The organism is Phaeobacter sp. (assembly GCF_022825805.1).
Classification (GTDB): Bacteria; Pseudomonadota; Alphaproteobacteria; order Rhodobacterales; family Rhodobacteraceae; genus Phaeobacter.
On record NZ_JAJDWC010000027.1, the window covers coordinates 1 to 22,816 of the forward strand.

18 protein-coding genes are annotated in these 22,816 nt (G+C 60.3%); 10 read left to right on the forward strand and 8 right to left on the reverse strand.

Going from position 1 to position 22,816, the window contains the following annotated elements; all coding sequences use genetic code 11:
- Positions 1–178 precede the first annotated feature (178 nt).
- The 4 genes from recJ to Q0C28_RS02630 all read right to left on the reverse strand — a co-directional run bounded on the left by recJ (position 179) and on the right by Q0C28_RS02630 (position 4,991).
- The gene (recJ, locus tag Q0C28_RS02615; protein WP_293573092.1) at positions 179–1,921 is read right to left on the reverse strand and encodes a single-stranded-DNA-specific exonuclease RecJ; all 1,743 of its coding nucleotides are present in this window, start codon (positions 1,919–1,921) and stop codon (positions 179–181) included.
- Between the two features lie 144 nt (positions 1,922–2,065).
- On the reverse strand, positions 2,066–3,049 hold the full coding sequence (gene glpX, locus Q0C28_RS02620) for a class II fructose-bisphosphatase (RefSeq protein ID WP_293573093.1): 984 nt from the start codon (positions 3,047–3,049) through the stop codon (positions 2,066–2,068).
- 130 nt (positions 3,050–3,179) lie between these two features.
- Complete coding sequence (locus Q0C28_RS02625) at positions 3,180–4,466, reverse strand: homoserine dehydrogenase (protein WP_293573094.1); 1,287 nt, start codon at positions 4,464–4,466, stop codon at positions 3,180–3,182.
- Positions 4,467–4,694: 228 nt separating this feature from the next.
- On the reverse strand, positions 4,695–4,991 hold the full coding sequence (locus tag Q0C28_RS02630; RefSeq protein WP_293573095.1) for a hypothetical protein: 297 nt from the start codon (positions 4,989–4,991) through the stop codon (positions 4,695–4,697).
- Between the two features lie 190 nt (positions 4,992–5,181).
- Here Q0C28_RS02630 and Q0C28_RS02635 point away from each other — a divergent pair, with 190 nt between their 5' ends.
- On the forward strand, positions 5,182–5,796 hold the full coding sequence (locus tag Q0C28_RS02635) for a TetR/AcrR family transcriptional regulator (protein WP_293573096.1): 615 nt from the start codon (positions 5,182–5,184) through the stop codon (positions 5,794–5,796).
- A 96-nt stretch (positions 5,797–5,892) separates the two neighbouring features.
- Here Q0C28_RS02635 and Q0C28_RS02640 read toward each other — a convergent pair whose 3' ends face one another.
- Positions 5,893–6,804 carry a pirin family protein gene (locus Q0C28_RS02640; RefSeq protein WP_293573097.1) on the reverse strand — a complete coding sequence of 304 codons (912 nt, stop codon included), beginning with the start codon at positions 6,802–6,804 and terminating at the stop codon, positions 5,893–5,895.
- Between the two features lie 254 nt (positions 6,805–7,058).
- Between Q0C28_RS02640 and Q0C28_RS02645 the strand changes: the two genes are divergently transcribed.
- On the forward strand, positions 7,059–7,562 hold the full coding sequence (locus tag Q0C28_RS02645) for a hypothetical protein (protein ID WP_293573098.1): 504 nt from the start codon (positions 7,059–7,061) through the stop codon (positions 7,560–7,562).
- A gap of 121 nt (positions 7,563–7,683) precedes the next feature.
- On the opposite strand, the gene Q0C28_RS02650 is transcribed toward Q0C28_RS02645, so the two are convergent.
- Genes Q0C28_RS02650 through Q0C28_RS02660 form a run of 3 tightly spaced genes read right to left on the reverse strand, consistent with a single transcriptional unit; the run spans position 7,684 to position 10,514 of the window.
- Positions 7,684–8,283: a pilus assembly protein gene (locus Q0C28_RS02650; protein ID WP_293573099.1), complete on the reverse strand. Its 600-nt coding sequence runs from the start codon at positions 8,281–8,283 to the stop codon at positions 7,684–7,686.
- A 3-nt stretch (positions 8,284–8,286) separates the two neighbouring features.
- The gene (locus Q0C28_RS02655; protein WP_293573100.1) at positions 8,287–8,847 is read right to left on the reverse strand and encodes a TadE family protein; all 561 of its coding nucleotides are present in this window, start codon (positions 8,845–8,847) and stop codon (positions 8,287–8,289) included.
- Complete coding sequence (locus tag Q0C28_RS02660; RefSeq protein ID WP_293573101.1) at positions 8,844–10,514, reverse strand: pilus assembly protein TadG-related protein; 1,671 nt, start codon at positions 10,512–10,514, stop codon at positions 8,844–8,846. Before Q0C28_RS02660 ends, Q0C28_RS02655 begins: the two co-directional genes overlap by 4 nt.
- 348 nt (positions 10,515–10,862) lie before the next feature.
- Between Q0C28_RS02660 and Q0C28_RS02665 the strand changes: the two genes are divergently transcribed.
- The 8 genes from Q0C28_RS02665 (at position 10,863) to rpoD (ending at position 22,514) form a co-directional block, all read left to right on the forward strand.
- The gene (locus tag Q0C28_RS02665; RefSeq protein ID WP_293573102.1) at positions 10,863–12,293 is read left to right on the forward strand and encodes a Glu/Leu/Phe/Val dehydrogenase; all 1,431 of its coding nucleotides are present in this window, start codon (positions 10,863–10,865) and stop codon (positions 12,291–12,293) included.
- 389 nt (positions 12,294–12,682) lie between these two features.
- Positions 12,683–13,936, forward strand: coding sequence for a sarcosine oxidase subunit beta family protein (locus tag Q0C28_RS02670; RefSeq protein ID WP_293573103.1), 1,254 nt, complete (start codon positions 12,683–12,685; stop codon positions 13,934–13,936).
- Between the two features lie 54 nt (positions 13,937–13,990).
- Entirely contained in the window at positions 13,991–14,263 is a 273-nt protein-coding gene (locus Q0C28_RS02675) for a sarcosine oxidase subunit delta (protein WP_293573104.1), read from the forward strand.
- A complete protein-coding gene (locus Q0C28_RS02680; RefSeq protein WP_293573105.1) occupies positions 14,263–17,241 on the forward strand; it encodes a sarcosine oxidase subunit alpha family protein in 2,979 nt (992 codons plus the stop codon). Before Q0C28_RS02675 ends, Q0C28_RS02680 begins: the two co-directional genes overlap by 1 nt.
- Entirely contained in the window at positions 17,234–17,779 is a 546-nt protein-coding gene (locus Q0C28_RS02685) for a sarcosine oxidase subunit gamma (protein WP_293573106.1), read from the forward strand. Before Q0C28_RS02680 ends, Q0C28_RS02685 begins: the two co-directional genes overlap by 8 nt.
- A 38-nt stretch (positions 17,780–17,817) precedes the next feature.
- Positions 17,818–18,159 carry a hypothetical protein gene (locus Q0C28_RS02690; protein ID WP_293573107.1) on the forward strand — a complete coding sequence of 114 codons (342 nt, stop codon included), beginning with the start codon at positions 17,818–17,820 and terminating at the stop codon, positions 18,157–18,159.
- A gap of 1 nt (position 18,160) precedes the next feature.
- A complete protein-coding gene (dnaG, locus tag Q0C28_RS02695; protein ID WP_293573108.1) occupies positions 18,161–20,398 on the forward strand; it encodes a DNA primase in 2,238 nt (745 codons plus the stop codon).
- 130 nt (positions 20,399–20,528) lie between these two features.
- Positions 20,529–22,514 carry an RNA polymerase sigma factor RpoD gene (gene rpoD / locus Q0C28_RS02700; RefSeq protein WP_293573109.1) on the forward strand — a complete coding sequence of 662 codons (1,986 nt, stop codon included), beginning with the start codon at positions 20,529–20,531 and terminating at the stop codon, positions 22,512–22,514.
- Positions 22,515–22,816 lie beyond the last annotated feature (302 nt).

Genomic DNA, 22,816 nt, shown 5'->3' on the forward strand with positions numbered 1-22,816 from the left:
TCCTAACCGATAGACGAACGGGCCACTCTTGATGTGAGCGGTGTTTAGTGTCTGACGCTGCGCGCCGCAAGCGAAAAAATGCAGTTTCGGCAAATTTATTCGCGGATGGTTTTGTGCGGCGCGCTGGGGGTTTTCAGAGGCGCTGCGTGGCACACGCAGGGACGCCACAACAGGCGGATCAGGCTTCTGCGGCGTCTTCTAGGCGCAATTGAACGGATTGGCGTCCGCCCCAGGTGTTGATCTCCAACCGGCCTGCGAAATGGAAGCGCGCCCCGCCATGATCCAAGAGACGGGGACCGATGGCGCTGTCGAAGGCACCAAAACAAATCGCGTCGATGCCGCTGCTCAGCCCATCGCTCAGCGAGAGTTTGAGGTGGGTTTCACCGATGCGTTTGGCAAATTTGACCTGCAGATCGGGAAAGCCATAGCGTGGTGCTGGCGCGCCTGCGCCGAACGGACCTGCCTCTTCGATTTGTTCGATCAGCGGCACGGTGGCAGCCCCGGGCATCAGCATCCCATCCAGCTTCAGATCTGCGGGACCCAGATCTGCGGCGCCCTGTTTGGCGAGCAGCTCCGCCAGGCGCGCCATGGCTGGTTCCAACTGGTCACGCGCAACTGTTAGGCCAGCCGCCATTTTGTGACCGCCCCCTTTGATCAACAGACCTTCGGCTGCGACGCGCTGGATCGAGGCTCCAAGATCAATCCCGCTTACGGAGCGGCCCGATCCTTTGCCCTCATCCCCATCGAGGCCGATGACCACTGCGGGCCTGCCGGTTGCCTCTTTCAGACGGGACGCCACGATGCCGACGACACCGGGGTGCCAGCCTTCGCCCGCGGCCCAGACCAGCGGTGCGTCAAACCCGCGCTCTTCGGCCTGTTCGAGAGCGGCGGCGCGCACGGCGTTTTCAATGTCGCGGCGTTCGGTGTTCAGCTCATCCAGGCGGGCGGCAATCGCCTCGGCCTCGGCCGGGTTTTGCGTGGCAAGCAGGCGCGCGCCCAGATCCGCCTTGCCGATGCGGCCCCCGGCATTGACCCGCGGGCCCAGCAGAAAGCCGAGGTGATAGGTGGATGGCGCCGAATCCATGCGCGACACATCGGCCAAGGCCACCAGACCCGGCCGCTGCCGCGCGGCCATGACTTTCAATCCCTGGCGCACCAATGCGCGATTGGCCCCAATCAGCGGCGCCACATCCGCCACCGTTGCCAGCGCCACCAGATCCAACAGTGCCATCAGGTCAGGGCCAGTCCCCAACCCCTTGTCCCGCATCTGACGGCGCAGTTCCACCAGCATCAGGAACACCACGCCAGCCGCACAGAAATAGCCGAGATCGCCGGTTTCATCCTGACGGTTCGGGTTCACCACCGCCACGCAATCGGGCAGGGTTTCACCACCCAGGTGGTGATCCAGCACGATGACATCAGCGCCTTTGGCCGCCGCGATGGGCCCGTGGGACAGGGTTCCGCAGTCAACGCAGACGATCAGGTCGTGGTCCCGCGCCAGCGCCACCATCGCTGCATCATTTGGGCCGTAGCCTTCGTCGATGCGATCAGGGACATAAAGCGTCGCGGTGATGCCCACCTGCGCCAGCCAGACCAGCAGCAGCGCCGCAGAAGAGCCGCCGTCAACGTCGTAATCGGCAAAAACGGCAATGCGCTGACGGTGTTGAACCGCCTCCAAGAAGCGCGCTGCAGCGGCTTCCATATCTTTCATCCGACGTGGATCGGGCAGCAGTTCTTTCAGCTGTGGGGTCAAAAATCCCTGCGCTTCATGGGCAGGGACGCCACGGCGGGCGAGCACCTGACAGACCGCAGGGGGCAGACCGACCTGCTGCTCCATCATTTCGGAGGCGCGCGCGATCTCCAGGTCGGGTCCAATCCAACGCCGCCCGGTGAGCGAGGTTTCAACACCGAGAAAGCTCATGCGCCGGGTCTCCTTTTGGTGGCGGCGCAGCTGCGGTAGGCGGACCAGTGTTTGGTCGTGACACGACACCAGGCAACAGCGCCCTGCGGCGCTGGCCATCCGTTCATGTCCGGTCTGATTGCAGCTGCGCGTGCCGCCATCGTGTTACTGGTGGGCGCTGAGCGGTGTGCGGTAGCTCATGCGGCGGACCGACCCGGTTTTGGAGCGCATGATCAATGTGGTGGTCTCAACCCAGCCTGGTGTGCGTTTCAGCGCAGGCAGCAGCGAGCCGCCGGTGACGCCGGTTGCCGCAAAGATCACGTCCTGGGTGACCATCTCATCACGGGAGTAGATCCGGTCCAGATCGGTGATCCCGGCTTTTGCGGCGCGGGCTTTTTCGTCGTCGTTGCGGAACAACAAACGACCAAAGATCTGACCACCCATGCATTTCAGAGCGGCAGCTGCCAGCACGCCTTCGGGGGCGCCACCTTGGCCCATATACATGTCGATGCCGGTGATTTCGCTTTCGGCGCAATGCATCACGCCCGCGACGTCACCATCGGTGATCAGACGGATGGATGCACCGGTTTCGCGGACCTCTGCGATCATGGCTTCGTGGCGCGGACGTTCCAGAATGCAGACCGTGATGTCGGAGGCAGCGCAGCCTTTGGCCGCAGCCAGGGCTTCGACCCGCTCGCGTGGGCTCATATTGAGGGAGACAACGCCTTCGGGCAGGCCGGGGCCAACCGCCAGCTTGTCCATATAAGTGTCAGGCGCGTGCAGCATGGAGCCGCGGGGACCCATGGCAATCACGGTCAGCGCGTTGGGCATGTCTTTCGCCGTGAGGGTCGTGCCCTCCAGCGGGTCCAGCGCGATATCGACGCCGGGGCCGTTGCCTGTGCCGACTTCTTCACCGATGTAGAGCATCGGCGCCTCGTCCCGCTCGCCTTCTCCGATGACGACCACGCCTGCGATATCCAGCAGGTTCAGCTGTTCGCGCATGGCGTTCACGGCGGCCTGGTCGGCGGCTTTTTCATCGCCACGCCCGATCAGGGGCGCAGAGGCCAGCGCGGCCTGTTCTGCGACGCGGGCAAGGCCCAGCGACAACATGCGGTCATTGAAGGCAGCGTCGGTGGTCTGTGAAGTCATGGCCATGGTCCTATCTCAATCCGGTGTCTTGCCTGTCGCATACCCCGCGCTCTGGCGCGCGGGCAAGGGGCAATCAAGTGGCAATGGCGTCAACAGGGGAAGGTTGCCCCCTGTTTCGCCGAAAAAGTCATCAGAGGTCTTCGATGCGCAGTGCAACGGGATCGCCCTCGACCACATCGGTGGTCGCGAGTGCGTCCAATGCCGCCTGCAACGCCTGTGAGGTGCATTTATGGGTCACGATCAGCACCGGGGCGGTCTGGTCGGAATGGCCATACTGGCGCATCCGGTCGATCGAAACGCCTGCATCGCCCAGCGCGGCTGCAACTTTTGCCAGCGCGCCAGGTTTGTCCTGCAACGCCATGCGAAGATAATGCGGCGCGGGCAGGCTGGTCTGGGCTGGTGTGCTGTCTGCCAATGTATCGGCAGGCTGGCCAAAGGTCGCAATACGCAGGCCACGGGCAATATCGCAGATGTCGCCGAGCACGGCGCTGGCGGTCGGGCCTTCGCCGGCACCTGGACCGCGCAGAACGATTTGCTCCACAGCGTCGCCTTCGATCACAACCATATTGGTGCCGCCTTCCAACTGCCCCAAGGGCGAATTTGCGGGCACGAGGCAAGGGGTCATACGCTGTTCCAGACCGCGCGCAGTGCGTTGGGCCACACCCAGGAGTTTGATCCGGAAGCCCATGTCTGCGGCGTGGCGGATATCATCCAGGCTGATGCGCTGAATGCCTTCCAGTTTCACATCGTCAAAGGCCGGTTTGGTGCCAAAGGCGATTGAGGCCAGCAGGGCCAGTTTGTGGCCTGCGTCGATGCCGCCGACGTCCAGATTGGGATCTGCTTCCAGATAGCCAAGGCGCTCGCATTCTTCGAACAGCGCGTTGTAGCCCTGGCCGGTGGCCTCCATCTGAGTGAGAATGAAATTGCAGGTGCCGTTCATCACGCCCATGACGCGGGTCACCTCGTTACCGGCGAGGCCTTCGGTCAGGGATTTGATCACCGGGATGCCACCGGCAACCGCCGCCTCAAAGCGGATCACGCGACCTGCGCTTTCGGCCTGTTCTGCAAGTGCCTGACCGTGGATGGCCAACAGCGCCTTGTTGGCGGTGACCACATCCTTGCCCGCGGCCAGCGCGGCTTCCGTGGCGGCCTTGGCGGGGCCGTCGTGGCCGCCCATCAGTTCCACGAAGACATCGATATCATCGCGGGTTGCCAGAGCGACGGGATCAGATTCCCAGGCATAATCACCCAGCGGCACGCCCCGGTCCTTGCTCGCGTCACGCGCAGAGACCGCGGAAATGGTGATGGTACGTCCGGTACGGGCCTCCAGCAGAGCTGCCTGTCGGCGGATGATCTTAATCACGCCGGTGCCAACCGTGCCCAAACCTGCAATACCAAGGCGAAGCGGTTTTGTCATAGCTGGAGATCCCTCTGTGTCCCAATAATTCCTGTTCGCCTTAGCGGGTTCAGCGCAGGGGTGCAACGGCGGCGGCAGATGGGTCACGACAAATCCATCGGATCTGGCGGAATTTGGGGTGAATTGCGACTGCGAACCCACCCCATGCGTCAGCGCCTGCTGCCCATTTCTTGCAGGAGGGCACGCGCTTGGACTGTTGCAGTTTGTTTGACTGCGTGATGGCTGTGGTTACGGCGTGGCCGCGCGCAGCGCGTCAGCGCGCTGTTGCAGCGCCGCGGCGCGGGCAGTCAGCGACTGCTCAACTGCGGTGCTTTGTTGGTGTGGGGGCACTGTTGTGGCCAAGGCGGTGTCCAACGGGACCAGATCGGGGTAGGCCGATCCCCGTAGGTCACTGGTCAATTGGTCTTCCAGTTCGGGAACCCGGACACATCCGACCGCGAGCGTCGCCAGCGTCGTGGCCAACACCAGCAGCGGTAGTTTGCGCGGTGATGGTGCGGTCAAACGGTCTGTTGTGCTGAATGGCATTGATCTGTCCTTGGTTTCTGACCTCTTGATGCACATTATCTGGTCATCAGACAAGGCATCACACTCGAGACAGCCCAGATCAGACAGAACAGGCCAAGCAGAACAGCTCAGACAGAACAGGCAAGACTGCGCAGCCAAAACAGCGTTGCGAGGGGTTTTATCTGAACGTATGTTCAGATACGGTTCAACCATGGCACGTACGCAAGGTTCACATTCCGATATCACCGGTCCCCGCATCCGCGCGGCTGCGTTGCAGCTGTTCGCGCAACATGGCTATGCCGCCGTATCGATGCGCCAGATCGCTTCGGCGGTGGGGGTGCAGGCGGGTGCGCTTTACAATTACACCCCGGACAAACAGAGCCTGCTGTTTTCGCTGATGGAAGGGCATATGACCGAATTGCTTGCGGCCTGGCGGGCCCAGGACAGCGACAATCGTGGCGACGGGCAGGACGCAGCGGGGCAGGTCATGGCACGGCTCGAGGCTTTCACCCGGTTTCACATCCGGTTCCACCTGGAGCGGCCGGATGCGGTTTTTATTGCTTATATGGAATTGCGGAACCTATCGGAGGAGAATTTCGTCGCTATTGAAGCTCTGCGACGGGAATACGAAGACGCGCTGCAATCGATTTTGCGTGATGGTGTGCGGCTGGGGGTGTTAAACGTGCCGGACCCCAAGATCGCGACACTGGCGGTGATTGCCATGCTCAACGGTGTGATGACGTGGTACCGCTCTGGCGGGCGTCTGTCGCTTGAAGAGGTTGAGAGCATCTACTGGGACATGGTGCGCAAATCAGTTCAGGCCTAGTACGCGCGGCGCATCGTCGGTGTGAGAGGAGCGGCGGTATGGCCGCCCCACTGTTTTTTCTGTGTGATTTGCCCCTGCAACGGTGCTGCGCGCCACTCAGTGGGCGGGCTTGATGAATGTGCCGTTGCGCAGATCGCGGAAGGCCTGCTGCAGCTCTTCCTGGGTGTTCATCACAATCGGGCCGTGCCAGGCGACCGGCTCTTCGATGGGCGCGCCAGAAATCAGCAAGAAACGGAGCCCATCCGGGCCAGCTTGCACTGTGATCTCTTCTCCGGTGCCAAAACGCACCAATGTGCGGTCCCCGGACATATCGCGGATATGGACTTCTTCGCCCGCAACCTCTTTTTCGAGCAAGACGCCCTGGGGTGGGGCCGCATCCACAAACGCGCCTTGGCCCGCAAACACATAGGCAAAGGCACGGCGATACGTGTCAATCTTGAAGGTTTTGGTCACACCGGGTGGGATTGAGATGTCGAGATATTGCGGATCTGCCGCGATCCCATCGACCGGCCCGCGCTTGCCCCAGAATTCGCCAACGATCACTTTGACACGGGTGCCGTCATCATCGATCACCTCGGGAATATCCTGTGCGGTGATGTCCTGATACCGTGGTGCGGTCATTTTCTGGCTGGCGGGTAGGTTGCCCCACAGTTGGAACCCATGCATTTGGCCCTTGGCGTTCCCCTTGGGCATTTCCTGATGCAGGATGCCGGATCCGGCTGTCATCCATTGCACGTCACCTGCGCCGAGCGTGCCGATGTTGCCGAGGCTGTCACCATGCGCGACGGTGCCTTCCAGCACATAGGTGATGGTTTCGATGCCGCGATGCGGGTGCCAGGGAAATCCGGCTTCGAAATCCTGCGGGCGGTCGTTGCGAAAGTCATCAAACAACAGGAAGGGATCCAGCTCGCTGGGATCCTGAAAGCCAAAGGCGCGATGCAATTTGACGCCTGCGCCCTCCAGTGTTGGGCTTGCGGGGCGGTGTTCCAGAATGGGTCTGATCGACATGGGGCTCTCCACTTGCTGCGCCTGACCCTGACATAGGCGCACAGCAGCAAGGGGCAAAGGCGCGTCTGGTCACGACCGATGTGCAGTCTTGCACATCATCCGCTCAGAGCGCCTGGTTCAACCTGGTCCATCTGTGTTCATCCGTGGCAGATCAGCCCGGCGCCGCAACTGGGGGCTAGGCGTTGCGCGGCATTCAGGCTACATCCGGCCGCAGGCGCGCCAAAACCGGCGACGACAACAAAAGGGCGGAGTGAATGAGCGACGAGATCCTGGCAACCGTAGAGGCCGCACAGCCGAGACGCGTTATGGCGACGGGCATGTTGACGGTGGTTGGCGCCATGCTGATCTATGTGGCACTGGCACAGCCCCCCGCGCCGCATTGGTTGCTGTTCCTTGTGGCGGTCGGTGGCTTTGCGCTGTGGCTGGCGCTGCGTCTGTGGCAGGCGACGGAGTTCCGCATCGAGCTGACAAAGGATGAGTTGCGCTGCTCTGACGGTGTGCTGATTGCCAAGACCGCTGATATCGCGGCTGTGGACCGCGGAATTTTCGCATTCAAACCGTCAAACGGGTTCTTGATCCGCACCTTCGACAAGGCGGATCGCAGGTGGCGTCCGGGTCTTTGGTGGCGTTATGGCCAGCGGATCGGCATTGGCGGCGTCACACCCGCAGCACAGAGCAAGACCATGGCCGAAATTCTCGCAATCATGGTCGCGCAGCGTGATGGAAGCGCCGGGGGCGCAAGTGGCTCCGGCGCCTAATCCAATCCGGCTCATTACCGCCCAACGCGGATTAGGTGGCAGGGTGTTTCACCCAGAGTGAGGATCCGCCACGGCGATTTCTCGCAGCCATGGCAGTTGTTGGACGGCAGATCCGGTAAATCTAGTCGGTCGATCCAGTGCCGTCATTGTGGCTGCCGCCGCCGTTGTTTTGGCCTTCGAACGGTATCTGTGGCGAAAAACGTGGGCGGGTGAAAACAAAGTTATCAATGTCCATGCTCGGCAGGCCAACCCGGAATGCGGGCTCGATATCATTGCGGGTTTCAACCAGGATCACACGCTCTTGGTCGGGCATGTTCGGCAGGTCGTCCTTCACCTGATTGATCGTAGCGTCCTGCCATTCAAAAAAGCCGCCGCCTCGCACTTTGGACCAATCGACATAATAGCGGTCATCATCCTCGTCCCAACGGATCACCGAGATGCGCAGCGAAATGCTGGAATCCACACGAATGAGCAGCTTTGCCAGCTCATGCATGCTGTCGATATACTCTTCGTTCAGAGTCGTGGTTTCGCGGGAGATCAGGTCAGAGATGGTGTAAGCAGCCTTCAGGTTCACACCCTCCTGGCGAAACGCATCGAAATAGGTGTAGAAGGCCGCAAACAGGCCCAGCAACAGGGGCATGTAGAAGGCGTATTCCACCGAGACAGAGCCATCGGTTTCACGTCTGTACCGGCGAAACAGGGTGCGCAGAGATGTCAGCATGGCTTATCTTGGCTCCTGAACAAAGGCGGACGTGGCATAGATCCGCAAGCGCCCGTCGGCATCGGTGTCCATATGCGAGGCCAGCCCCCAGAACGGGAAGACCGGATTGAACGCCATGCAGGCGCGGATAAACATCAATTCGTTGGAATCGCCGTTGATGAAATTGCGCACGGGCTGCACGTCTTCGACCCGGTTGATACAGTCTGGTTCCGGGTTGACTGGGGTCCAGGCATAAGGGTCGACCTGCACCATTTCGAGCCGCAGTGATGTCGCGCAATCATCGATGAAACCAGATCTTTGACAGACCTCATCACGAATTTCATTGTGCTGTTTCGCGGCCCCTGTGGACAGACGCAGCTCACGTACGGTTTGGTCCAGCGCGCGCTCCAGCATGGATTGCTGGATGGTGATCAGCCCCAGTTCCACCGTATTCATCAAGATGAAAAAGAACGACGGGATCACAATGGCAAATTCCACTGTCGCGGTGCCATCCTCGCGGTCGCGGAACCGCCGCAGGGCCGCGATCCCCTTATGCCATTTGCGTTGTAGGGCGGCGCGTATCATTGGGTCAGCCTCAGCTGACGGATCGACGTCGCGATGGAGGCGAAAGCATCTCTGATTTCCAGACCATTCACATCGAAGTAATGCCCATCGGAGCTGGCACAGTCTTTCAGCACGGCGACACCGCCAGAGGGCGCTTCGAACCCGATGGTGTAAACCACGATGCCGCTGTCTTTTGCCGCCTCGCAGATGGCGCGGGTGCGGGCATTTTTGGTGGAGGTGTTCCAGTAGTCGTAGACACCATAGTACCAGGCGCTGCGCGCGGAGTTCCAGCCCATCCAATCGGCGAAGATGTATTTGTAGAGATGTTTCAATGAGGTGCGCGCGAACAGCTCGCCGTAGGTCAACTGTTGCACCTGGGAGGGCTCGCCCTCTTCGTCCTGCCACCAGCAGCTGTAGCCATTGCACAGCCGATAGCTTCCCTGGCCGTAGGCATGGTCTTCCCAGCGGTTCATATTGTCCCACCAGTAGCTATCGTTGCCTGGATTGTAGGAAGAATAGCGGGCGCGATTGCTGGACGCCGCAGGGTTCCAGAACACTGGCGACAGGCCGTCGCGGTGATCGCTTTCGACATAATATTGCGATGTGTTTTGACCGTCTGTCATCAGCACGATCACCTTCAGGGTTTCGGGATCATTGAAGCTGGAGGGACGGTTCGAAAATGTCGGTGGCACGCTGCCGGTGCTGTTGCCGGTGATGGCCGCAATTGCCGGTTGGGCCGAGGGGTCCAGCAGGATGGTGCCCCATTTCATGCCCACATCAATGGATGTGTTGCCCCAGGCCTGCAGATTGGTGATGAAGTTCTTGAGCGTGCTGGCATCCTTTTGCAGCGGCAGAATTTCGCGGTGCGCGCGATCATCACAGACCGGATACTCCACCAGCCCAGACGATGGGCGGTAGTCATAGTTGGCCCAGGGGCTGAAATGCATCGTGCGGTCAATGCTTTCGGTGCGCGACAGTCCGGTGGTCTGGAAATGGCTGCCGGTGAAGTTCACGCAATTTGAATACTCATGCTCCTCGGTGGCATTGTATTGATCCAGCAGTTCCTCAGGCAGGCTGACCTGCGTGGCATAGGGGACCACGGAAATCGACATTTTGTTTTCGGCGGTGTTTGCCACCATTGTGTCGATGAAATCGCGCGCCGCTGATTTCAGGTTGGTCAAACGACTGTTTGAGTTCATTGAGCCAGAGACGTCGAGCACGAGAGAGATTTCCAGCCCGTCAATGCTCTCTTCCGCCTGCGACGCGGCATAGAGCGGCATGTCGGAGCCGCCGGAGAAGTTCAACATATGGGTTTCAAACGTGGTGTCGATCGTGCTCTTGACGCGTTTGAACCCGATCCCGGTTTCGGCGATGGGGGGCGTGTAGTATTCGTTCAATCCGGCTTTGGACAGGTAGTCCTGCACCACCACATCCGGTGGCAGCTGTTGGTCCAGATCCGCGGCCGCAAGGACGGCGCGGTCGAGCGTATATTGCAGAATGGTCCGGTCGCGTTCCATCCGCATGAGATCGATTCCGATACCGCCCACGGCAACCATGGACAGCATGAAGCCGATCATGGGCTTCAGCAGGACACCGGACTCGTCGGTGACGAAATTTGTGATCCCGGTTGAGGCAAGCAGCTTTGCCCGCTGTCCGGCAGAGAGAAGTTTTGAACCAAACGCACTCATTGCAGTGAACCCCCAGTCGCCAGACCCCCCGGTGCAGCGCCTTCTGAAAACGGAATTTCTGGGAGGTTAATGCCCGAAAAACATGGCGGAAATGGGGCGGAAAGGGGCTCAAAACCGGTGCATTGTCTGCTGCTTATGGGGCAATCAGCCTGCCGCTTTGGGTGTTGTTCTCAATCCTGAAACAACTGATGACGCAAAAGGGATTCGGCCGAATTGCAAAGCAACCTAAGTGCGAAAAATTCGATTCTTTTTGGTTGGGAATGGTCAAAAAGGTCGCAGAGCTTTAACCCTCCAGTCATACTGTAGAAACAGTATCGCACTTGAGTCGTAGAACACGGAGTAGGGCCGATGAGCAGCGTAACAGAACCCAGTTTCCGCGAGAGCGTAGATCTGATGTTCAACAGGGCGGTGTCCCTGATGGATCTGCCGCCAGGACTGGAAGAAAAAATTCGCGTCTGCAATGCGACCTACACCGTTCGTTTTGGTGTGCGTCTGCGCGGCGATATTCAGACCTTCACGGGATACCGGTCGGTCCATTCCGAGCATATGGAGCCCGTCAAAGGCGGCATTCGGTATGCAATGGGCGTAAACCAGGACGAGGTTGAGGCGCTTGCCGCGTTGATGACCTACAAATGCGCGCTTGTTGAGGCGCCGTTTGGGGGCTCCAAGGGCGGGCTGTGCATCGATCCTCGCCAGTACGAAGAGCACGAACTGGAGCTGATCACCCGTCGCTTTGCCTATGAACTGGCAAAACGCGATCTGATCAACCCATCGCAAAACGTCCCGGCGCCAGACATGGGCACCGGTGAACGGGAAATGGCCTGGATCGCTGACCAATATGCCCGGATGAACACCACGGACATCAACGCCAAAGCCTGTGTGACCGGCAAGCCGCTGAACGCAGGCGGGATCGCCGGGCGGGTCGAGGCCACAGGCCGCGGCGTGCAATACGCTCTGCGGGAGTTTTTCCGCAACCCAGAGGATGTGGCTGCAGCCAACCTGACGGGCAGCCTTGATGGCAAGCGGGTGATCGTCCAGGGGCTGGGTAATGTGGGATACCATGCGGCGAAGTTCCTGACCGGCGAAGACGGGTCCAAAGTGATCGCGGTGATCGAACGCGATGGTGGCCTGATCGATGAAAGCGGTCTGGACGTGGACGCGGTGCGTCAGTGGATCGGCGAACATGGCGGCGTGGCCGGGTATCCGGGTGCACGCTACGTCGAAAACGGCGCTCTCCTGCTGGAAGAGGATTGTGACATCCTGATCCCGGCGGCTCTGGAGGGGGTTATCAACCTGTCCAACGCAGCCAATGTCAAAGCGCGCTTGATCATCGAGGCCGCGAATGGCCCGGTGACAGCCGGTGCTGATGACATTCTGCGCGAAAAAGGCTGCGTGATCATTCCTGACATGTATGCCAACGCAGGCGGTGTGACCGTGTCCTATTTTGAATGGGTCAAAAACCTGTCGCATATCCGCTTTGGCCGGATGCAGCGCCGTCAGGAAGAGGCGCGCCACCAATTGGTCATCGACGAGCTGGAAACGCTGTCGGAAAGCCTCGGTAACACCTGGAGCCTCAACCCGGCCTTCAAAGAGCGTTATCTGCGTGGCGCGGATGAGCTGGAACTGGTGCGCTCCGGTCTGGATGACACCATGCGTACCGCCTACCAGTCGATGCGTGAGGTTTGGCATGGGCGCAATGATGTCACTGATCTGCGCACAGCTGCCTATCTTGTGTCCATCGACAAGGTTGCCAAGAGCTATCACGCCAAAGGGCTGTGATCGGTTTGCGGACAGCTTGCTGAGCATGCAAGGTTTTGAGCGATTGAAGAGGCGGTTTATCCCGCCTCTTTTTTGTACCGCGCGCAGGTCGTTGGACGCGGTTGCGGCAGTACGCCTGGTTGGCCGCGGAACTGTATGCTGGGCTATGCATATGAAAAACACTGGACACATGTGTCTGGTGTGTGCTGAACATCATCTCAACAATGATCAGACCATGGACCGACCTGCCACTGCCACGGCGTAGAACGAGCGGCAATCGGCTGCTTGGGTTGGGGCTGGAACATGGTTCAAAAACGGGTCAGACTGCTGACATTGCCATCTACCGGCGGGCTCTCGGCAATGTGGCGAGGGACCCGAGGTGGGCGGCTTATGGTACGGAGAGGGTGGAGATGCGATTTTCTGGATTGCGAATTCTGCGCGAGGGGCTGACGGGCAATCGCGGCTGGGGCCCGCATTGGCGCAGCCCCGATCCAAAGGCCGAATATGACGCCGTGATCATCGGCGGTGGTGGCCATGGGTTGGCGACAGCCTACTATCTGGCAAAGGAACACGGCCTGACCAATATCGCCGTGTTGGAACGTGGCTATCTTGGCGGCGGCAATGTTGGCCGCAACACCACAATCGTGCGCGCCAACTACTATCTGCCTGGCAACTCTGAATTTTATTCCCATTCGCTGAAGTTGTGGGAAGGGTTGGAGCAGGAGCTGAACTACAACGCGATGATGTCGCAACGTGGGATTTTGAATGTGTTCCACAATGATGGTCAGCGCGATGCTGCGGTGCGCCGGGCCAATGCGATCATCAATCAGGGCGACGATGCGGAAATCCTCTACCGTGATCGCCTGCGCGCCATGGTGCCCGATCTGAACTATGACAACAATCGCTTTCCGATCCAGGGCGCGCTGCTGCAGCGTCGGGCGGGCACGGCGCGTCATGATGCTGTCGCCTGGGGCTATGCGCGTGGAGCGGATCAACGCGGTGTGGATCTGATACAGAACTGTGAAGTCACCGGCATCCGTGTCGAAGCGGGGCAGGTGGTCGGGGTGGAGACACGGCGGGGCCCGATCCGCGCGAAAAAAGTGGCTATGGCAGCCGCTGGCCGCTCCAGTCAGGTGGCGGCGATGGCGGGCCTGACGCTGCCGATCGAAAGCCATGTGTTGCAGGCCTTCGTGTCCGAAGGGCTGAAGCCAATCATCGATCATGTCATCACCTTTGCCGAAGGGCATCTTTATATCAGCCAATCTGATAAGGGCGGTTTGGTGTTTGGCAGCTATCTGGATCTCTATGCGTCTTATGCGGCGCGGGGCAATTTGCCGATGGTGGAACATACGATGGAGGCCTGTGTGGCGATGCTGCCTGCCATCGGCAAAGCGCGTCTGCTGCGCAGCTGGGGCGGTATCATGGACATGACGCCCGATGGCTCGCCAATCATCGACCGGACGCCCATCGAAGGTCTCTATCTGAATGCCGGGTGGTGCTATGGCGGGTTCAAGGCCACCCCAGCCTCCGGCCATTGTTTTGCACATCTGATTGCCACGGACCGGCCCCATGAGGCGGCGGCAGCCTACCGGCTGGATCGTTTCGAAACGGGCCACGGCCTGATGGATGAGGAGGCCACCGGTGCGCAACACAATCTGCATTGAGCTGCCGGATAGGGGTGGCATGAGTATTTTTGGAAAGGTGAAAGGGGCTGCGTCATGAGACTGCTCTGCCCGATCTGCGGTGAACGGGATCGTCGTGAATTTACCTATCGAGGTGCCGCCGTTGCACAGCCCGCGCCCGAAGCCAGCGCCGCTGAGTGGCATGCTTATGTACATTTGCGCGACAATCCGGCCGGTCCATTGGAGGAATGGTGGCATCATCAACAGGGCTGTGGTGCCTGGGTGAAACTGCGCCGGGACACCACCACGCATCAGATGCTGGATCCACTGGCGGGTCAAACGCCTGCGACAACAGCGGGGCGGACGTGATGCGCATTGCTGGTTACGGGTCTGTGGCGGATGCACGTGATGTGTCCTTTACCTTCAATGGTCGCGTGTTGCGGGGACGTGAGGGCGAACCGCTGGCGGCGTCGCTCTTGGCCAATGGCATCCACCTTGTGGGGCGGTCCTTCAAATACCACCGGCCCCGCGGCATTCTGACTGCTGGCAGCGAAGAGCCCAATGCCCTGGTCACTGTGGGCGAGGGAGCCGCCCAGGAGCCCAACGTGCGCGCCACCACCCTGCCGTTGCGGGAGGGGCTGGTTGCGCGCAGTCAGAATTGCTGGCCTTCGGTTGAATTTGATGCGATGGCGATCAATGATCTCGCGGCGCCGTTTCTGGGGGCGGGGTTTTACTACAAGACCTTTATGTGGCCCGCGTCCTTTTGGGAAAAGCTCTACGAGCCGTTGATCCGCCGGGCGGCGGGCCTTGGGGCTTTGTCCGGGGCGCCGGATGATGCGACCTATGAAAAGGCATTTGCCCATTGTGACCTTCTGGTCATTGGGGGTGGTCCTGCAGGGTTGATGGCGGCGTTGCAGGCGGCGCGCGGTGGCGCGGATGTCATTCTGTGTGATGAGGATCTGACGCCGGGAGGCCGGTTGCAGAGCGAACAAGAGCAGATCGACGGGGTGCCTGCGCAGCAGTGGGTTGATCGCACTATTGCGGAATTGGACAGCTACGACACGGTGCGCCGGATGCCCAGCACCACTGTCACAGGTGTTTATGATCAGGGCACATATGCTGCGTTGGAACGTCACCATGGGCGCGGCAGTTCTGCGCCAGTGGCGTGTTTCTGGCGCATTGTCGCCAAACGCGCGATCCTTGCAGCTGGCGCTTTGGAACGTCCGATTGCGTTTGCGAATAATGACCGGCCCGGCATCATGATGGCCGGCGCGGTGCGCAGCTATCTGAACCGTTGGGGCGTGGCCTGTGGCGAGCGGGTGTCGGTGTTTGGCAACAACGATGATGCCCATCGCACTGCACGCGATCTGACGGCAGCAGGCGTACATGTTGCTGCGGTGATCGACAGTCGCCATGACGCGCCAACCAGCACTGAGTTTCGCGTTATCCGCGGGGCGCAGGTCTGTAACAGCTCTGGGCGCGGTAGGCTGGATGCGATCACCCTGCGGTCTGTTGCGGGCGAGGAGAAATTGCAGACTGATTGCCTGGCGATGTCCGGAGGCTGGAACCCAACGCTCCACTTGACCTGCCATCTAAACGGGCGGCCCCGGTGGCAGCGCGATATCGCGGCCTTTGTGCCCCAGACGGAGGGGAGCATTGGCGCGGTGCCCGGACTCGAGCCTGTTGGGGCCTGTCGTGGCCTGTTCACTACGGCGCAGGCGCTGCAGGATGGGGCAGAGGCGGCGCAACGTGCGCTGGAGGCGCTGGGCAAGACGGCGGTTGCCATTGATGTGCCGCAGTCTGAAACAGATGCGTACCGGATAACGCCGCTGTGGTCAGTGCCTGCGCATAGCCGGGCCCATGGGAAGCCTTCTGGTGGGTTCGCGTGGATGCAGGGGCGCGCCTGGGTCGATTTTCAAAACGATGTCACGGTGAAAGACATCTGCCAGGCGGCGCAAGAGAACTTCGCCTCCGTCGAGCATATGAAGCGCTACACCACGCAGGGGATGGCCACCGATCAGGGCAAAAGCTCAAATGTGCTTGCGCTTGCGGTCTTGGCAGAGGCCACGGGGCAAACCATTGCCCAGACTGGAACCACCACCTTCAGACCACCCTATGTGCCCGTTCCACTGGGTGCGATGGCGGCGGGGGCCACGGGGCAGGGATATACGCCCCGGCGTTTGCTGACCTCCCATGCGGTGGCGGAGGACCGCGGCGCCACCATGATGGAGGTGGGCCTGTGGTACCGCGCGGCCTACTTTCCGCAGCAGGGGGAAAGCAACTGGCGCCAATCCTGTGATCGCGAAGTGGGCTATGTGCGCTCGGCGGTGGGCGTGACGGATGTCTCCACGCTGGGCAAGATCGACATTCAGGGACCGGATGCGGCAAAGCTGCTCGATTTTGTCTATGTCAATCGTTTTGCCAAACTGGCCCCCGGTCGGGTGCGATATGGTCTGATGCTGCGCGAAGATGGCTTTGTGATGGATGATGGCACCACCGCCTGCCTTGCTCCGGATCACTATGTGATGACGACTACAACCGCGGCAGCGGGGCAGGTGATGGCGCATCTGGAGTTTGTCACCCAGGTGATGCAGCCGGATTGGCAGGTTCGGATCAGCTCCGTCACCGAGCAATGGGCGCAGTTCTCAGTTGCGGGACCCCAGTCGCGCGCGCTGCTGGATGGGTTGTTGGACGGTGGTTTTGACGCTGCGGACTGGCCCTTCATGTCCTGCGGCCGCGTATCGATCGGCGGTGTGGCGGCGCGGATGTTCCGGATTTCGTTCTCCGGCGAAGAGGCTTATGAAATTGCGGTGCCCGCGCGCTATGGCGAAAGCCTGTTCACAGCGCTTGTGGCGCAGGCAGAGGCCCTGGGCGGAGGCGCCTACGGCATGGAGGCGTTGAATGTCCTGCGGCTGGAAAAGGGCTTTCTCACCCACGCGGAAATCAATGGCACCGCCAGCCTGCACGATCTGGGCATGGAGGGGATGCAGAAATCGGATCGGCCATTTGTAGGGCAGGTCATGGCGGCGCGACCGGGACTGGTGGACAAAAACCGGGGCCGTTTGGTTGGGTTGAAGCCAAGAGATGCAGACCAGAAATTGACCGCCGGCGCACATGTGTTTGATCCCGAAGACACGGTGGAGCGCATCAATGATCAGGGCTACGTGACATCGGTCGGGCATTCGCCGACGCTGGGACACATGATTGGCCTTGCGTTGGTGAGCAACGGATTGGACCGCATCGGCGATCCCGTCCGGGTGGTTGATCATACAGCCGGGTTGGATGTGATCTGCGAGATCACAGACCCCGTGTTCTTTGATCCAGAAGGGGAGCGGGCCCGTGGTTGAGCTGCGTGAAAAATCACCCTGTGATGGGCTGTTGCCGCTGAGCATTGGGGCATTGACGGTAACGGAACTCGCACTGGGGCAGGTGACGTCGATTGCGCCCTATCCCGGGCAGCTGGATCAGGTCAGGGCCGATATGAGCGAAACCCACGGGTTGCGATGGCCCGCAGCCAATCGGAGCCAGTCGAAGCAGGGGGTGCGCCTGTTGTGGTTCGGGCGGGATCAGGCGTTGCTGATCGGTCAAGCGGCAGACCCCAAACTGGCGGGTCATGCGGCGCTGGTGGATCAGAGCGATGGCTGGGCCTGTGTCGCGCTGGAGGGGCCGGGCGCCGAGGATGTGCTGGCGCGACTGTGTTCGATTGACCTGCGGCCCTCTGTCTTCAAACGGGGGCATTCCGCACGCTGCGATCTGCGCCATATGATGGCATCGGTGACGCGGCTGGGGACACAGAGGTTTCAGATCATGGTGTTTCGTTCGATGGCGCAGACACTTGTGCATGATCTCAAAACAGCGATGGAAGCTGTCGCGGCACGGGGGTAGTCTTTGGGGATCGCCAACTGATTCCGGGAGCCCGATCCATGATCCGTCATGCGCTAATTGCTGTTGTCCTGTCCGCAGCGCCTGCCTTTGCCGAGGACAGCAAGGAAGACAGCTGCCGCTATCAGGGGCAGGTGATGTCTGCCGTGCAGCAGGCGCGTCTGGATGGGGTAAAACAAGAGGACGTGGTGGAAACCATCGTGGCGGCAGAGCCTGCCTGGCCGGATGCCTACAGCAACGCCCTGCCACAGTTGAGCGCGCATATCTATGGCCTGCGCAAACGCGACCTACGCAAGACCGATTTTGGCGCTATCTTGGAACAGCAATGCTTGGACAACTGGGATCAGATCCAAGAGATGAAGAAACAGCTCCAGAGCAACTGATATGTCGCTGCCCCCCGGCTTTCTTGATGAATTGCGCACCCGTGTCAGCCTGACCCAAGTGGTCGGGCGCAAGGTGATGTGGGACCAGCGCAAATCCAACCAGGGCAAAGGGGACATGTGGTCGCCCTGTCCGTTTCATCACGAAAAAACCGCCAGTTTCCACGTCGATGACCGCAAGGGGTTCTATTACTGCTTTGGCTGCCACGCCAAAGGCGACGCGCTGAAGTTTGTGCAGGAGACCGAAAACGTCGGCTTCATGGAGGCCGTGGAAATCCTGGCGCAAGAGGCCGGGATGGAAATGCCCGCGCGTGATCCCAAGGCCCAACAGAAGCAGGACCACCGCAGCCAATTGGCAGAGGTGATGGAACAGGCGGTCCGCTTTTTCCGGATGCAACTGAAAACCCGCCCAGCCGAAGAGGCCCGCAGCTATCTCGCCCGCAGAGGTCTGTCGCCCGAGGCGCAGGAGCGTTGGGAAATCGGGTTTGCGCCAGATGGCTGGCAGAACCTGTGGGATGCGCTGCGGGGCAAAGGCGTGTCGGAGGATCTGATCCTTGGGGCTGGCTTGGCCAAACCGTCGGCCAAGGGTGGCAAACCCTACGATACCTTTCGCAATCGCATCATGTTCCCGATCCGGGACGCACGCGGCCGTGCCATCGCTTTTGGCGGGCGGGCGATGGATCCCAACGACAATGCAAAATATCTGAACTCTCCGGAAACGGCGCTGTTTGATAAGGGCAGGAGCCTTTACAATCATGGCCCCGCGCGCACCGCATCGGGCAAGACCGGGCAGCTCTTGGTGGCCGAAGGATATATGGATGTGATCGCGTTGGCGGAGGGCGGATTTCCGGCTTCGGTTGCGCCGCTCGGCACTGCAATCACTGAAAATCAGCTGCACATGCTGTGGCGGATTTCGGATGAGCCGATCATCGCCCTGGACGGGGACAAGGCGGGCCTGCGTGCTGCGATGCGGCTGATTGATCTGGCCTTACCCCTTCTGGAGGCAGGCAAATCGCTGCGCTTTGCGCTGATGCCGGAGGGCAAGGACCCCGATGATCTGATCCGCGGTGAAGGGCCCGAGGCCGTTCAGGCTGTTTTGGACAATGCGATGCCGATGGTGAAACTGCTGTGGCAGCGCGAAACCGAGGGCCGCGTGTTTGACAGCCCGGAGCGCAAGGCCGCGCTGGATAAGGCGCTGCGTGACAAGATCCGGCTGATCCGCGACCCCTCCATCCGGCGTCACTATGGCGAAGACATCCAGGATATGCGCTGGCAGCTGTTCCGCGGTGGTCGCCCGCGAGACGACAGCGGCGCCCTGATGGCGGAACCCGGTCTGGGCGGCGATCCTGGGCCAATGCCAGACTATGGCGGGGATCCCGGATATGCGCCCAGTTTTGATACGGGCTTTGATCCTGGTTTTGATCCCGGCTTTTCGCCTGATTTCGATGCAGGGCCAGCCTATGATGGCGGCGCCCCCTTCGATGCCGGTCAGCCGCCCGCACCTTTGCAGGATGGCGCCAACCGGCGCGGCGGGCCCACCTTTGTCAAATCGGGATCTGGCCGATCTGGCGGGCCTGGCAGACAAGGCGGCTTTCGCGACGGCGCCCGCGCGCCATGGCGGGGCAAAAATGCGCCGCCGGTTCCGCTGGAAAGCACCCGCAATTCGCTGCTGGCAGGGGGCAGCGACGAGGCGCTTATCCGCGTGCGCGAGGCTGTAATCCTGGCGACGGTGATCACCACGCCGCAGGTGATTGCGCAGTTCGAAACCAATCTGGAGCGGATGGCCTGCGCTGCGTCCGATCATGCATTGCTGCGTGATCTTGTTCTGCGCCATGGAATCGCCAGCCCAGAGCGCCTGCGAGACGAGATTAATGCCGCTGCAGGCAGCCATGCCCTTGAAAACCTGTTTGCGCTACGCCATGTGGCAATTGTCCCTTGCCTGCGCAAACCCGGTGATGTCGAAACGGCCAGTCTGACACTGGCTGAGGAATTCGCGAAACTGGAGGCCAGTCAGGGTCTGGATGCCGAAATCGCTGAGGCCGGGGAGGATTTGGACGGCTTGGCAGATGAGGCCGTGACCTGGCGTTTGGGACAAGCCGCTGAAGCGAGAAACAAAGCTGTGCGCAGTGAAAACGAAGATCGCGCGCAATATGATGTGGGTGAAAATGGGGCGCGTCTCAATCGTGAGGAGCGTGATGCATTCGGAGCCCTTTTGGAGAGAATTGGCTATTCCAAGAAGTGACCGCTGAGCCTCAGTGAGTCGTTTTGCTAAGGAAGAGCAAAAGAAAAACGGGTAAACCGGGTGACGAATCAGCGGATTGCGATAATGATTCGCAAAACCGAATCGCCCCAGCCCCTACGAGGAGCATTGAATGGCCGCCAAAGATACCGACGACCGCAAACCTGATGATCAGGAGCCCGAAATCTCTCTCGACATGAGCCAGGCTCAGGTCAAGAAGATGATCGCTGAGGCGCGTGAGAAAGGCTACATCACTTACGATCAGCTCAATCAGGTCCTGCCGCCGGATCAGGTCAGTTCGGAGCAGATCGAAGACGTGATGTCGATGCTCTCGGAAATGGGGATCAACATCATCGAAGATGAGGAAGCCGAGGAGGAGGAGAACAAAGGCTCCACCGAATTGGTGACCACAGACAGCAACCGCGAGGTTGCGGTTGCCGGTGCGCAGACCGAGAAGCTGGACCGCACGGATGACCCAGTGCGCATGTATCTGCGCGAAATGGGCTCTGTCGAACTGCTCAGCCGCGAGGGCGAAATCGCCATCGCGAAGCGGATCGAGGCCGGGCGCAACACGATGATCCAGGGGCTCTGCGAGAGCCCGCTGACATTCCAAGCGATCACCATCTGGCACGACGAACTTCTGTCCGAAGATATTCTTCTGCGCGACGTCATCGATCTGGAAGCCACATTCGGCAACCAGCTGGATGAGGACGGCGAGGTCAGCGAGCCTGTGGTCGACACCTCTGCGGTTGCCGCCAACAAGCCCGCAAAAGACACAGGCCCCGAATTGGACGCCGATGGCAACCCGATTGCCTCTGACGATGAAGATGACGAAGATGATCAGGCCAACATGTCCCTGGCAGCCATGGAAGCTGCGCTGAAGGACAAGGTGCTGACCACTCTGGAGCAGATCTCGTCCGACTATTCGCAACTAAGCGAGATGCAGGACAGCCGTATCTCTGCGACCCTTAACGAAGATGGGTCCTTCTCCGCAGAAGACGAAGCGCATTATCAGGCGCTGCGGGCGGAGATTGTGAAGCTCGTGAACGAGCTGCACCTGCACAACAACCGGATCGAAGCCCTTATCGATCAGCTCTACGGGATCAACCGTCGGGTGATGTCCATCGACAGCTCGATGGTGAAACTGGCCGATCAGGCGCGCATCAACCGCCGCGAGTTCGTGGAAGCCTATCGTGGCCGCGAACTGGATCCGAACTGGTTGGCCGAGATGAGCGAAAAGCCTGGCCGCGGCTGGCAGATGTTCATCGACCGCTCGTCTGACAAGGTCGAGGATCTGCGCGCCGACATGGCGCAGGTCGGTCAGTATGTGGGTTTGGACATTTCGGAATTCCGCCGCATCGTTCAGCAGGTTCAAAAGGGCGAGAAAGAAGCCCGTCAGGCCAAGAAAGAGATGGTTGAGGCCAACCTGCGTCTCGTGATTTCGATTGCGAAGAAATACACCAACCGGGGTTTGCAGTTCCTCGACCTCATCCAGGAATGCAACATCGGCCTAATGACGGCGGTGGACAAATTCGAATACCGTCGCGGCTACAAATTCTCCACCTATGCGACCTGGTGGATCCGTCAGGCGATCACGCGCTCCATCGCGGATCAGGCCCGCACGATCCGTATTCCGGTCCATATGATCGAAACGATCAACAAGCTGGTCCGTACCGGCCGTCAGATGCTGCATGAAATCGGCCGCGAGCCGACGCCGGAAGAATTGGCTGAAAAGCTGCAGATGCCGCTGGAGAAGGTCCGCAAGGTGATGAAGATCGCCAAGGAGCCGATCTCTCTCGAAACCCCCATCGGGGACGAGGAAGACAGCCAGCTGGGCGATTTTATCGAGGACAAGAACGCCGTTCTGCCGCTCGACTCTGCGATCCAGGAAAATCTGAAAGAGACCACCACACGGGTTCTCGCCTCGCTCACACCGCGTGAAGAGCGTGTCCTGCGGATGCGCTTTGGCATCGGCATGAACACCGATCACACGCTGGAAGAAGTGGGCCAGCAGTTCAGCGTGACCCGTGAACGGATCCGTCAGATCGAAGCCAAAGCGCTGCGCAAGCTGAAGCACCCCAGCCGCTCGCGCAAGCTGCGCAGCTTCCTCGACCAATAAGCCGTCTGGCTGTTGAAACGACAAAGCGCCTCGCATCGCGGGGCGCTTTTTTCGTTGCGAGGGCAGATCGTGGTGAGGGCGAGTAAGGCTCGGTGAAGCCCAGCACAGTTTACGCAGCCCTGGGGGAGGGGGTGTCGCGTTAACCATTTGGTCATGAGGGGAATGTCGAGAACATTCTGAATTGTCCGGTGTAGGTAACATGCCAATTGTCCGCTTCAGTTAGTACCGCAGCAGCCCAAATCGGAACGAGCCGTAGGCGACTGGAGATTTGGGCTGCTGCGTTCGCACGCGTCGAAGCGGGT